At 38.1% G+C, this 13343-nt stretch carries 15 protein-coding genes; 12 read left to right on the top strand and 3 right to left on the bottom strand.

The features are described 5' to 3' along the window. Positions 1-290: 290 nt before the first annotated feature. Both RWN13_RS09155 and RWN13_RS09150 read right to left on the bottom strand, forming a co-directional pair. Positions 291-1724: a hypothetical protein gene (locus RWN13_RS09155; RefSeq protein WP_314062479.1), complete on the bottom strand. Its 1434-nt coding sequence runs from the start codon at positions 1722-1724 to the stop codon at positions 291-293. A 3-nt stretch (positions 1725-1727) separates the two neighbouring features. Then, positions 1728-2570, bottom strand: coding sequence for a hypothetical protein (locus RWN13_RS09150; protein ID WP_314062476.1), 843 nt, complete (start codon positions 2568-2570; stop codon positions 1728-1730). Positions 2571-3225: 655 nt separating this feature from the next. On the opposite strand from RWN13_RS09150, the gene RWN13_RS09145 reads away from it, so the two are divergent. The 12 genes from RWN13_RS09145 (at position 3226) to RWN13_RS09090 (ending at position 13003) form a co-directional block, all read left to right on the top strand. Beyond that, the gene (locus RWN13_RS09145; RefSeq protein ID WP_314062474.1) at positions 3226-3501 is read left to right on the top strand and encodes a DUF3130 family protein; all 276 of its coding nucleotides are present in this window, start codon (positions 3226-3228) and stop codon (positions 3499-3501) included. After that, the gene (locus RWN13_RS09140) at positions 3491-3850 is read left to right on the top strand and encodes a hypothetical protein (RefSeq protein ID WP_314062472.1); all 360 of its coding nucleotides are present in this window, start codon (positions 3491-3493) and stop codon (positions 3848-3850) included. The genes RWN13_RS09145 and RWN13_RS09140 overlap by 11 nt, the downstream gene beginning before the upstream one ends. Further along, the gene (locus RWN13_RS09135) at positions 3843-5231 is read left to right on the top strand and encodes a pre-toxin TG domain-containing protein (protein ID WP_314062470.1); all 1389 of its coding nucleotides are present in this window, start codon (positions 3843-3845) and stop codon (positions 5229-5231) included. The genes RWN13_RS09140 and RWN13_RS09135 overlap by 8 nt, the downstream gene beginning before the upstream one ends. Positions 5232-5251: 20 nt before the next feature. Beyond that, positions 5252-5635 carry a hypothetical protein gene (locus tag RWN13_RS09130; RefSeq protein ID WP_314062468.1) on the top strand — a complete coding sequence of 128 codons (384 nt, stop codon included), beginning with the start codon at positions 5252-5254 and terminating at the stop codon, positions 5633-5635. A gap of 20 nt (positions 5636-5655) precedes the next feature. Next, complete coding sequence (locus RWN13_RS09125; protein ID WP_314062467.1) at positions 5656-5940, top strand: hypothetical protein; 285 nt, start codon at positions 5656-5658, stop codon at positions 5938-5940. A gap of 703 nt (positions 5941-6643) precedes the next feature. Then, on the top strand, positions 6644-7855 hold the full coding sequence (locus tag RWN13_RS09120; protein ID WP_314062465.1) for an amidohydrolase: 1212 nt from the start codon (positions 6644-6646) through the stop codon (positions 7853-7855). A 98-nt stretch (positions 7856-7953) separates the two neighbouring features. Further along, positions 7954-9243 (top strand): ABC transporter substrate-binding protein, encoded by a 1290-nt coding sequence (locus RWN13_RS09115; protein ID WP_314062463.1) that lies wholly within the window; start codon positions 7954-7956, stop codon positions 9241-9243. Positions 9244-9254: 11 nt separating this feature from the next. Then, the gene (locus RWN13_RS09110) at positions 9255-10172 is read left to right on the top strand and encodes a sugar ABC transporter permease (protein ID WP_314062461.1); all 918 of its coding nucleotides are present in this window, start codon (positions 9255-9257) and stop codon (positions 10170-10172) included. Beyond that, the gene (locus RWN13_RS09105; protein WP_314062459.1) at positions 10172-11002 is read left to right on the top strand and encodes a carbohydrate ABC transporter permease; all 831 of its coding nucleotides are present in this window, start codon (positions 10172-10174) and stop codon (positions 11000-11002) included. Before RWN13_RS09110 ends, RWN13_RS09105 begins: the two co-directional genes overlap by 1 nt. A gap of 440 nt (positions 11003-11442) precedes the next feature. Continuing rightward, positions 11443-11814 carry a hypothetical protein gene (locus tag RWN13_RS09100; RefSeq protein ID WP_314062458.1) on the top strand — a complete coding sequence of 124 codons (372 nt, stop codon included), beginning with the start codon at positions 11443-11445 and terminating at the stop codon, positions 11812-11814. A 748-nt stretch (positions 11815-12562) separates the two neighbouring features. After that, the gene (locus tag RWN13_RS09095; protein ID WP_314062455.1) at positions 12563-12802 is read left to right on the top strand and encodes a helix-turn-helix domain-containing protein; all 240 of its coding nucleotides are present in this window, start codon (positions 12563-12565) and stop codon (positions 12800-12802) included. A gap of 60 nt (positions 12803-12862) precedes the next feature. Then, complete coding sequence (locus tag RWN13_RS09090; RefSeq protein WP_314062452.1) at positions 12863-13003, top strand: hypothetical protein; 141 nt, start codon at positions 12863-12865, stop codon at positions 13001-13003. Positions 13004-13031: 28 nt separating this feature from the next. Here RWN13_RS09090 and RWN13_RS09085 read toward each other — a convergent pair whose 3' ends face one another. Next, complete coding sequence (locus RWN13_RS09085; RefSeq protein ID WP_314062449.1) at positions 13032-13229, bottom strand: hypothetical protein; 198 nt, start codon at positions 13227-13229, stop codon at positions 13032-13034. Positions 13230-13343 lie beyond the last annotated feature (114 nt).

Below are 13343 nucleotides of genomic sequence, written 5' to 3'. Positions count from 1 at the left end.
ATATTCCACTTAATAAGGAGAGAACTGAGGAATAAGTGACCGACTGCGAACGAGAATTATTTCTAGCTATACTTAAACCATCAAATATAGCTAGAAATGATATTATTGATCAAATAGACTGTAATATCAATCGTCCCAGCAATCTTTTTGGATGAACTGATACATCATTAATTAAGAGGGGGCGCCATAGGTGAAATATCTTTATTTACGTGATATGTATAAAAATGTGACATTAATATCATGAGTATGCCGAAAGGAATAGTGATTTGGTGAAAACACCTTACGAATTTTTACCCTAAAAAGTAATTATCTACAGCATCAAATTCATAAAGAATTTCTACTTCAGGCACATTGAGATGTGAAGCTAATTTTCCACTAGCAATAAAAAGAAGTTGTAAATTGCGATCTGGGTCAAAAGCTAAATCAAGATAATGATCAAGGGTATGGTATTTATTAATTATTTGAGCTTCTTTTTGTAACCCCCATGAGTCTAACTGTGCACAAAATCGCTCATAGTCAGTTGTTAGTTTCTCGCGCAGTTCTTTGTCACTTGCCTCCAAACTATCATTAATAATAGATGAAACAAAAGAGCCACAAATAGCACCAATAATTGGGCCAACTGCTGGAATAGGAATTAGTGCAGTTCCTAAAACTGTTCCAATGAAACTAAGCGATACCTCCATTGTAAGTCCGTAACAGCCGGCTACGAATTCATCGAGATTCATATCTTCATCTCGAACATAGTTCCTATGAAGCTTATACAAACCAGTTGTAGCAGATACTATTGAGGCGGCTCCAGGTGCGGAAAGCTTAAAAAATTCTTGTAATCCATATATTGAAGCTCCACTGATTGCACCATTTATGGATGAAGATGTTACATCTATTCCAATTTCCTTAAAATCATCTTTATCAAATTCGTTAAGTTGTTTACCACTCTTCACTTTGGTATAAACTGATGAGGCAAGTTTTAGTGTCCCAGCGACTGCAGCAGCAGTAACAGTTGCTTTAGCCCCCTCGCCAATTTGATTTTTTGTGTTTATTTTAGCTATTTTATTATTATTGACTTCTTGCAAGCGTTGCTCTTTATTCTCAATTGTTTTTCCTGCAACCTTAGTTTGGACTTCAGAATAGGTAACCTCACCCGAATGAATAACTTTAAAGTATGGCTTTCCTGTTGCGGTTTCAATTTCTGAAATTTTATTTTTAATTGACTGAATAGACTTTTCACTTAATTCAGTAATCTTTTCACCAGCCATTATTTTTTCCAGAAGTTCATGTTGATCTTTTGGAATATCATAATACTCAGTTTTAATACCACTAGCAAATGAATATTTTTTTTGATGGTTAGTGACATGCTTTAATGTATTATTTAAACCATTAATGTACTTTGCTTGAACAAATTGACCATCCACAATGTAATCGTGAGGTGCTAATCGTCCAACCTTCTCAAATGTGGCTGTTTTTTTCAGACCAGCCATAATGGAATCTGCATTTTTGAAGCCAACATTTATTTGCTCAGCAATTTCCCCGTGTTTTGTTAAGGGACTCCCCAGTATATTACTGGGAGAATTAATAAAATCTCTTATCTTATCTAATTCAGATAAGGCCTCAATGAAGCGTTTATTTTGAGCAAAGGTATTTTCTATAGCTTTCTCAGACCACTTCTTAGAAAGGTTATCAATGATAACACTGCTAATTTGTTTATCAGTGGAAGATAGAGTCATAAACTACTTACCAACCGTTTTATTAAGTAAAATAGAAGCTGCTAGAGTATTATTGACTAGCGATCCTAACAAAGCTTTTTCATCCTCAGTCAAAGTAGCATAGTCACGGCGTTCCAAGAGAGAAGCTTGTTCAATAATTGGCAGTAGTCCTTCATTTAAGGTAATCGTACTGTCTTTTAAAGGATAAAGATCTTTCATAACCAAGCGTAATTCTGCATTTAGTCCTTTTAATTCTTTTGTTTTTTCTAGTGCTTCTTCTGCAATTTTTTTATTTTTACTATTCGTGTATAAACCGCCTCCAAGGAATGCAACACCGCCAATTGACCAACCAACAGGACCAGCTAAAGCTAATAGAGCAGAACCAGCAGTTATGCCACTACCGCCTGCTGTTAGAGCTCCGCCTCCAAGCCAAGCAAGTGCAGCATTTGTCGCAGCAGCGCCAGAAAGCGTTGAGATAGCGGTACCTGTTGAAGCTACTCCAAACGTTGTTGCGATACTCATAGCTGCGGTTGAGCCGAAGGCAGCCACACCAACGCCAACAGCCACACCGGCGCCGGCAATAGATCCTCCTACTTTTTCAGTGGTATATTCGCCCATGTCATCTAAAAATTGATTGAAATTTTTATAGTTGATGTTGATTTCTTTAATTTGTTTATCAAAGGTTTTTGGAGTATTAGCAATGTTATTAATAATAGTTTCAGACATTTCAATATAAGATAACATCTTTAATCGAACGTCAAATAAGATTTGACTCGTTTCGATTATACTTTTCCTTCTAGAACGATAGCTCGTTTCCTGAGTTTTGTAAAGTGAGAGAGCTTTCTTTTTTGAAGCAGAATTTAACATGTTATAACCTCTTTCATTGTTTATTAAGTGTTATTATAACATTATTTACTAATATGTTCTATTAAAGTTCCGTTTTTGTTCGGTAGCAATGGTAGGGTTGGTGAATGATATAACGAGTAACTGTCCTGAATTATGAATAAATTATTTTTGTAATCATCATTTGAATAGTTAGTTTAGTAGATGTAATAGCTTTTTATCAAATTCAACTCACATTTTTTAATTATTTTTTACAATAAGTTGGTCTGAATAATCTATAAACTTGTCGAAAAATCTGAAATTTGGCCAATTAGAGCTCTATTCAATTCTAATTTCAGATAATTCGATAGCGACTCAATTACTTCTTCTTGATTAGGAGGATTTTACAACATAAATACAGAATCATTTATTGAGTTAATAACGAGAGGAAATGAGCGATTAATGTAATAGATCGAGACTATCAGTAAAGTAGTACTACCTGATTAATTGTGAGAAACATCTGTAAAACTCTGAAGCGGTATCTAAAATGCTCGACTAGTTAGTATTTCTCCATTTTTCACAATTTGTGTTTGGATATATTGTTTTCAATTGGTATAATTGTACTATTAAATCAACTCTGTGTGATTTTATTTTGAATTTGATTATAAAAAACGCTCTTAATTTAAAGGAGGCGAGTAAAATGTCTGAGACAAAAAATGATCAAGGGGTAGCCACTCAATTTGCTAATAAGATGATTGGTCCAGCTGTGTCGCCTTATTCGGTAGGGAGTGCTTCAATTAGTGACTCCAACGGTCAAGCGGCTCAAGATATTACCAAAATCATTAGTCAAACAGCAAGTGTGATGTCAACGTTTGAAACTAGTATAACGGCGGATGCGAAAAATATCTTGTCTATAAGTGCAGCGCTAGAAAAAGCCGATCAAGAAGCTAAGAAGGTGGTAGGAAATGGCAAATAAACCAGATACGAACCAACTTTTAGAAAAATTAACTCAGAATGAAAATGCTAAGGAGCGATTGGAAAAGAAACAACGACTCTGGGAGTCATATAAAGAAGAGCTTAATTATTTACATCGGCAAGAGCAAGAGGCACTGGATGAGGTAGCACATTTTAGTAAAGGAACTGTTTCTTATAAAAATGCGACTCATCAATTAGAAGATTTTTTAGAAGAAGGTAGAGAAATTAAGAATTTATCATTAGAGATTGAGGATACGTTCGAACAAGAAAAAAAGACATTGATTGAGGAAGAAGATAGACTGACAGAAGCCTATTACAAGTCTAAGAGCGAGGAGGAAAGTAATGGTTAAGATCAATCGCTCAGAACTACAAGGCGTACACAGCAGTACACAAGCCGCTCGAGTTAGTTGTTTATCAAATTTTTCAACCTTTGAAAATGGAATAAGTGACTTTTCGCAAACAACAGCTTTAACGGGGCCAGGTTGGGAGTCAGCCAAGCAGTCTTTTGAGCCGTACCAGACTATCTCTAAAGCCATGTATAATTATCATTGTGATTTTGGTGAAACGTACACGTCCTTTTTAGCAAGTTTTGATGGAGAAGTAGGCGCAACTGAAAATGTTCTTGATACGGACCGGCTAGCTGAGTTACAAGCGAAAATTAATCGTATTCAACAAGCGAAACAAGAATTAATGATAAAAATATCTGGTAATATTATTGCTGAAATAGTTGGCGGATATGGTATAAGGGTGCAAGATTTGCAAATCGGTCAACTTCAAAAAAAAGTGGACATATTGGAAAAATATCAGGCGTTTGAATCATCTCATGCTAGTGATTTTACTGAGATAATAAGTGTTGGGAATCAATTAGAGTCGGCATTAGGTGAACTCGGAAAGGCGAAACAATTTAATGTACAGACAGGCATGTACAATTCGCCAGATTTTACGAATAGTCAATGGTATAATGATTTAGTAGCTTATAATGAAAAGAGCCCATCTCAACGTTTAGAGATTGTTTCAACGGATGTTGATGGCTATTACAAAGTTTATGTCAATGGTTGTTATAACGAGCAAGCCACTGCGAACTATATGTTTATGCTATCGAAAGACGGCATGAAACAGTTAGGTCTGATGGGTGTAACGATGGCGGGAGAGATGACTGGAGCTTATTCAGTCTATCGTCTGTTTACGGGGAAGGATCCCGTTACTGGTGATAAGGTAAGCCGTTTAGAAGCCGCACTATGGACAACTGCTCTACTAGTGTCTCAGGCTGGTTTAATCACAATGGCAAAAGAGTTACGAGCTGGCAATCGGTTACTATCGGGAACCCAGTTATCAGCAAAAGATTTAGCTTTATTGACTAAGACTGGTTATTTTAAAGATGTAGCAAAAATAGGTATCATAGAAAAAAATAATCAAGTTGGTAGACTAAGAAATATGAATATCAATAGCTTTGAAATAAAGAACAAACATTTGAATAGTTCGACTGCAAAACGTGCACGCAAGTTTAATGTATCAACTGCTAAGGAAGCTAATGCAATTGTAAAAGATGCTTTAATGAATGGTGAGGTCTTAGAAATTTTACCTAATGGCATAGGGAGCCAGGGACAGACTTCTTTTTCTACTATTATTGACGCTGGAAAAGTAATAGGGACTAAAGGAGAGACTCATATAAAAATAGTGTATGACACTTTGAATAATATTTGGACAACTTATCCTGTGGTCAAACCTTAATATTGAAAGGAGTAGCATTAATGAAAAATACGAATCCGATGTTGCTAACAGTTTTGTCTAAATTTAATAATCAAGAAAAAATGAAGATTAAGGATTTTTTATTATCAGAAATCGATGACGATAATTTAAATGAAACAATTGCATTTGTAAAAAGTAATGACCTTGAAAAATCTGATAAATTCAAAGATATTTTATATGAGGGTGAAGACTATGAAGGGTTTAATATCGAGGGTAACCAATACTTGATATCAAGTAAAGAGGATAATGTTTTAGTGATTGATTCAGTTAGTGAAGCAAATGGTGTTCCGAAAAATGAGTGCAGATTGAGTTTTTACATTGGTGATTTCATTGAACTTATTCAAAATAAACAAGAAGTTGTCAAACTAATAGATAATTTAATGTAGGAATGGTTAGTATAAATCTTTTGCGAAAACAATATCAACTACTTTTAGCTGAGCTGATTAAACTTGGAAACCAGTTAAATGCGCCACAGCTATCAACGATTAGACTAATTATCGATAAACTAAATAGGAATGAAGATGAGGTTAATCTAGATGAGATACGTCAAATCAATGATGGCTTGTATCCTCCTAGAGGTGGTTTAGGAGAGTATTATATTTGGGATGATGATTATGAGACGAGAATGGGATTAAATGAGCCAATCGATAAAGCAAAGGCTATAACGTGGGAAATCCTAACTAAAGAGTGAATAAGTCGAGATTACGTGACATGAAAAGTCTAGTTGCTAATTGAGTTCTTAATATAAAAGCATCTCCCTCGGCTCATACCCACCCGAGGAAGATGCTATATTTTTTTGTTATTTATAAACATATGTTCTTGACATCGCTTTCAACCTGTCGTACAATGACCCTGTTAGCACCATCACGACAACTAAATAATAATTTATGGCGTGCTCGCAAGGAGACTGCAATCCCCCTGCGATGCCCAAAAGACTACAGTACTAGTCAATCAGTTGCCAAGCTAGCTTTTACACCAGCTTCATCTATTGTACCTAATTTAAGCGCTTTTTTCTAGTTTTTTTCGCAAAATTCTAGAAAATGCTTAAGTTTATTTAAGAATAGGTGTGGCTGTAAAGGTTTGTTTTTTCATAATGGCATCAATTGAAACGAGATTAGACAGGTAGTCTAGTCTCGTTTTTTGCGTTTTCTGAGACAAAATAAACCGTCATTCAGATTTTTTGATGTTTTTTTATGGAAATAACATCACCTATAGTCGCTGCCGTAATTATTAGGCTATCAGTTGTCGTGGTGTGCTAGCTGTTGGATAGTCTGTCCGACAGTTATCTCAAAATCGAAGGAGAACAATCAACCTATCAGAGCAAGAGAGACGAATCGTACTAGTGGCAAATCATCGCAATCATTCAGGGCTTAATTTAAGAAAGTGAGACAATTATGGAAACGAAAGACATCATCCTATTGCTGAATCAAGAAGTGGAACGTCATCAGGAGGAACTAATGACCATTAGAGAAGACTTGCATCGCATACCAGAATTAGCTTTTGCAGAGTTTCTGACAACGGATTATATCGAAAGCTATTTGGCAGAATTGCCCGGTATCAACAGTTATCGTGTCTCTGAGACGGGGGTGGTGGCTGAGCTGACCTCAGAGATTCCCGGCAAACATCTCGCCATCCGAGCGGACATTGATGGCTTGCCAGTCACTGAGGAAACAGGTCTGGCTTTTAGCTCAGAACACCCGGGACAGATGCATGCCTGTGGTCATGATGGTCATATGGCAGCTCTCTTAATCACGGCTAAAATTGTCAGCCAACACCGTCATCTGCTAACTGGTAGCCTACGCTTCCTCTTTCAACCAGCAGAAGAGGTGGGCAAAGGGGCTAATCTCTTTATCGAAAAAGGTCTGTTAGAAGGTGTGGATCATTTGTTTGGTTTGCACTTATGGACTCCTTTAGAAACGTCAGTTATTGGGGGAAATGAAGGGGCATTAATGGCGGCTGGTGATTTTTTTGACATCGTGATTAAGGGCAAAGGCGGTCACGGGGCCATGCCACAGGAGACCATCGACCCAATGGTTATAGGAGCTAATCTGATTACTAGTTTGCAAACCATCGTTTCTCGTAATTTGGCACCAATTAAAACGGGAGTGGTCTCGGTTACCTCCCTCCATGGTGGCAATAGCTACAATGTCATTCCCGAAAAGTTAACGATTGGCGGAACCTTGAGAGCCTTGAATTTAAGGGACATGGCGTTTCTATATGACAAAATCGAGACCCTAGCTCATGATATGTGTCAGGCGTATGGTGGGACGTGTACTGTGACCTTTGCCAGTCGACCAGAAGCCTACCCCTTAGTCAATGATGCGTCCTATGCTAAAAAAATCAAAGGTGGGTTACAAGAAGGGATACCAGCAGCAACCTGTCATGAAATCGAGCCAACGCTAGCAGGGGATGACTTTTCCCAATACAGTCAAACAGGGGTTTCCAGTTGTTATGTCTTTGTTGGCAGTGGGGGTATGGCAAAGGATTACCCCCACCATCATCCCAAATTCGATGTCTCATCTGCCTCCATTGTGACAGCCGCTAAAACCTATCTGCAAGCCATACGTCTAACGAATATGGCCGCAACTGATCAGGAAAAAATCTGAATTTATTAGGGTCAATCTTATGGTCTCTCATCTCAAGGAATGTCATCAAGTGCGCAACAACTCACGCAAGCAGTCAACCAAGAGAAAGGAAAATATTCATGAAAAAAAGAATCGGATTATTGGTAATGTTAGTGTTAGCAATGGTACAAGTTGCCTGTGGTAAAAATCAAGGAGACGGCGGGAAGGAAACCAAAAAAGAATTGGTGGTTTGGACGTTTACAGATGAAATCGAAACGATGGTGACGGACTATTATCAAGTGGCCAACCCGGATTTGGCTTATAAGATTAAATTTGTGGTCACTCCTAGTGATCAATTTCAAACAAAGCTTGACCCGATTATTGGCACCGACAAAGCCCCAGATATCATTGCCCTAGAATCGTCCTTTGTGAAGAAATACGTGGAATCTGGCTTATTGGCAGACTTAGATGCCCTAAAACTAGATGAAGCCTCTGGGGACACCTATGAGTATGTCAAAGAAGTGGGCACATCGACTGACGGCACCTTAAGAGCCTTATCGTGGCAAGCCACTCCCGGTGCTTTTTTCTACCGTGCTAGTTTAGCCGAAAAATTCTTAGGGGTTAACTCACCGGCTGAGTTTCAAGATTTGGTCACGGATTTTAACAGGTTTTATGACACGGCCAAAACCTTAAAGGAAAAGTCAAAGGGCGAAGTCTACATGATTTCCAGTGTCAGTGACTTACTTTATCCTTTTGAAGCGTTGAGAAAGACTGGCTGGGTCAAAGACGAGCAATTTCAAATGGATCAACAAATGGTTGACTTGATGGAGTTAGGCAAGCGGATGGTGGCTGAAAAGTTGACCTTAGATACGGAATACCGCTCAGAAGCGTGGTACGGTGGCATGGCCTCTGAGACCATTATGGGGTACCCTCTGCCAACCTGGGGGCTGCATTATTGGTTACAGCCGAATTCAGAAGCGGATTCTGGTGAGTCGACTTTTGGGGATTGGAAGATGGTTCAAGGTCCGGCCCCTTATTTCTCAGGTGGCACATGGGTCGGCATTAGTCAGCAATCAACGATGAAGGAAGAAGCCGCTGAGTTAATTAAATTTATTACCACAGATGCTACTTTCCTAGAGGACTACACCCGAGAAGTCGGCGATGTGATCTCCAATCGTCAAGTGGTGGCCAAAGTCAAAGGTGAGTTTAAAAATGACTTTCTTGGCGGACAAAACCATTACGAGGAATTTGCCAAGATGATTGAAACCATTTCGGCTGAGACCATTACGGAGTATGATCGGACCATTGATACCCTCTATCAGGATGAAGCGTTGATTCCCTATTCTAAAGGAGAAGTGGACAAGGACACGGCGATTGCTAATTTTAAGGCCGCGGTTCAAAATAGTTATCCCGATATTAGCGTGAAGTAAGGAGGATCATCATGGCCAACGTTAGACCCAGAGGCTTCGAGCGCTATAACCGCTATGCCTATTTGTTCCTACTGCCTTTTTTAATCGGGTTTGTGGTGTTTCAATTGTACCCGATTTTATACACAGTGGTCCTAAGTTTTTCTGATTTGCGTGGCTGGCAAACTGATTTTCAATTAATTGGCAGCCAAAATTTTGTTAAGTTGAGTCACAACAATCTGTTTCGTCAATCGATTGCTAACACCTTTATTATTTGGACGATGAATTTCTTGCCACAAATCGTCTTAGCCTTAGTGTTGGCAGCTTGGTTTACTAGTATTAAATTAAAGCTAAAGGGGACAGGCTTCTTTAAAATTGTCTTCTATTTACCGAATATCATTACGGCGGCCTCAGTGGCCTTGCTATTCTATGCCCTCTTTAGTTACCCCATGGGGCCGATGAATTTGTTGTTAATGCGCCTGAATCTCATTGATCAGCCATTTGATTTTTTCCGGCAAGTTGGGGCGACACGGGGGATTGTGGCTTTTATTCAGTTTTGGATGTGGTACGGTCAGACTATGATAGTGCTCATATCGGGTATTCTCAGTATTAGCGACACCTTATTTGAATCAGCCATGGTTGATGGTGCCACAGATCGTCAATTGTTTCGCTACATCACCATTCCCTTGTTACGACCGATTTTACTGTATACCATGGTGACCTCCTTGATTGGTGGCTTGCAGATTTTTGATATTCCTTTTCTACTAACCGGTGGGAATCCAGACAATAGCGTCTTGACAGTGACGATGTATATTTACAAACAAGCCTTTGAAGGCAATCGCAATCTCAACATGGCCTCGGCCGCCTCAGTCATCCTCTTGCTGATTTCAGTCGGGCTTAGCCTGATAATGTTTCGCTTGTTTAAAGAACGTCAAGTCAAAGGAGGTGCCTAATGTCAGCTGTGAACATCCAAAAGTACCTGATATACACCTTGCTTATCTTGTTGACGTTATTAAGCCTCTTTCCTTTTTGGGTGGTCCTCGTGAATGGGACCCGCTCAGCAGAGCAAATCCAACAAGGCTTGTCTCTTTTGCCGGGCAGTAGCTTGGCCTATAATTGGCAGGCTTTAACGAGTAAAGGCTTTAATGTGTTTCAAGGCTTTAAAAACAGTTTTGTGATTGCCTTTTTCTCGACCCTCTTAACCTTATATAGTTCAGCGATTGCTGCTTACGGACTGACGGCCTACGAGTTTAAAGGGAAAAACAGCTTGTTTGCTTTAGTAGTGGGCTTGATTATGATTCCCCCACAAATTAGTTTGATTGGCTTTTATCAGTTTATGTTGCGTCTTAATTTGCTCAATAGTTTTTTACCAATCATCTTGCCGTCCTTAGCCTCTCCTGCCACGGTGTTCTTTCTTAAGCAGTACTTAGAGACGATTTACCACCCGGATCTAGCCGATTCGGCTCGCTTAGATGGGGCAGGGGAAATCAAGATTTTTCACCGCATCATCTTGCCATTGATGAAACCGGGTCTGGCAACTATGGCGATTTTTACCTTTGTCAAAACCTGGAATAATTTTATTATGCCACTGATCTTGATTAATGATGCGGAGAAGTACACTTTGCCAATGTTGGTTCAATTATTAAAGACGAATGTCTACCGGACTGAATTTGGGAGTATGTACTTGGGAATTTCCTTGACAATCATCCCTCTGTTGCTGATTTATCTGTTTTTGTCCCGTTATATTATTGCTGGTGTGACAGCAGGGGGGATTAAGGAGTAAGGGGAGGGAAGTCCATCATGACTGGCGGTTACGATAGTGCTAAAACTACCTTGTTTAGCTCTGAGGTTGTTAATTAAAAATCCTTTCCTGTTAGATTAGGGCGTGGCAGTTATTAAATGAATGGGTTAGTTAAATGATGGTGGGAATCCAGGAATCGAGAGAAGAAAGTTGAAGTGACAGATCTAAAGACCATTAAACGAGATAGTTAATGCAGGTGATTGCCACGAGAATAAGGGCCAATAGTAAAAGCCCAAAGCGCAGTATCACAATCCTTATTGTTACGTGGCTCATCTGCTGCTATAAAGTCAGCTCCTTTTTATGGGAAAAGGGGCTGATGTTTTTTTGAATAAATTTCATTCGAAAATTTATAATCTCGATATCGCAAAAAAGAATTAAAAACGTTTAATTTTGAGCTATTATGGGGATAAAGGGGTGATAGTATGACTAAAGAAATGAGGCTAAAAGAAGTGTTATTAGAAGATTTTGGCAAAAACGAACCGATAATTTTGAGATATATATATTCAGAAGAAAAATATGGGGTGGAGCAAAATTCATTTAGAAAATATTTATCAAATCTATATAAATGCAAGGAGATAAGTCGTGCTGAGAAAGGCATCTATTATTTTTCTTTCACTAATCCTTATTTAAATGAAGAAACTTTCTTGAGTGACGATAAGCTTATAGCAAGTAAGTTTATCATAAGCGGAGAAAAAAGATATGGTTACAAGACTGGGTTATCATTTGCCAATCAGCTTAAATTCACGAACCAAGTTCCAAAGACGACCGAAATAACCTCATCGATGGTTTCGTGAAATAAAGTTGAAACCTTATCAACTAAGTGTGATATCTATAATGCAAGGGCATCAATCACTAATAGTAATGATCGATTGATGCAAATCCTTGATTTAATTAATGATTATGAAAACATGATTGAAGTAAGCGGTAATAAGGCAGAAGACATGATGATGTTTTATCTAAAAGATATTAAAATTACTAGGGCGAAACTGAATAGCCTTAGTAATGAATATCCTAGTAAGTTATTTAAAACGTTATATAATAAACATTTATTTAAGGTAATCGAAAGCACGGTTGATTAATCTGCGTCAAAAAAAATTAGCCATTGTATTCTCAACACACCTTCGATATCTTTCGCATCAGACTATGAATGTTTTTTTACTAACTTCAGAAAGAAGCTATTCCTTGGTGGATATCACATAGAAATGATGGCGCGATTGTTCGCAAGATTTTGGTGTGGATATTGAGTCTTTGACCTAAAGATAATTTGGCTCTCTCTATTATTGGGGAGTCAAACCCAATGTCATGAAGGATGATTATGACTGGTATGTTTCTCGCCATTCTTTTTTCGCTCTAGGTAAGGAGATAAAAAATTGCTTAGTGCGGTTTGCTCAAGTGCATTGATATTCGAGAGGACGACTGATAATAGCGGGGTTAAAAAACAATCAAATCTTACTATCTAAAGTGATTTAGAGAAAGTTATGATTTACTAGGTAGAATATTATGACTCAATAAGCTACCTGGTAAATCTAAGGAGGCCGCCAGTTGAAAAAATATGAACTAACTAGTCCTGATTTAATGATGGCTACCGAAGCCAGTCGACGCTGGGGCTACCAACCGAACTATGTTAGGCAAATGTATCAGACGTATCCTGAACGGTTCCTAGACGGACAAATTCGACTTTTTGGCACTACCTATATTATTACTCGTGAATGTATGGAGCATTTGACAACTAAAAGTGAAGACGAATCAATGTGGTTTCGAAAAACGTTTAGACGCAAATAGTTGTTAAGCTTCATGAGGTTGACACATGGGATTACTTTAAATAAGAAGGAGTGAAGAAAAATGGAATTTACAGAAAAAGAAGTTCGGGATCTCGACAAAATTTTATTATATTGCCAGTACACTTTTAAAAGCGGTGAATCGATTGAACTTGATATCAGACATTTTGCGGAAAAAATCAAAAAGAAATTAGAGGAATCGTAATTCGTTAATTCCAGAAAGAATCACCAGATTAACCACTGAAATCAATAGTCGATAGGGCGATAAATACATACGCTATATACACGATATATAAGCAAGGTATCAGGAAAATAAAACCTAAAATGGTTAATAACACCTTTTTATTTTTAAACCCACTAACGATCATAGCTAAACAAGGAAACAGTACTACAGCAGCTACAATACAAAAGATAGTATAAAATTTTGTCATACATAATTACTCCAATCTATTTAGTCGAGGATAATTATAACATAGTTAGTAATATCTAGAATACTCGAAAGAATAACTAAAAAACCTACCTTTAATAGCGAGGGTAGGCAATGT

The organism is uncultured Vagococcus sp., from assembly GCF_963518325.1.
Taxonomy (GTDB): Bacteria; Bacillota; Bacilli; order Lactobacillales; family Vagococcaceae; genus Vagococcus_D.
The sequence above is the reverse complement of the archived record's forward strand: the minus strand, read 5'-3'. Positions and strand labels throughout refer to the sequence as shown.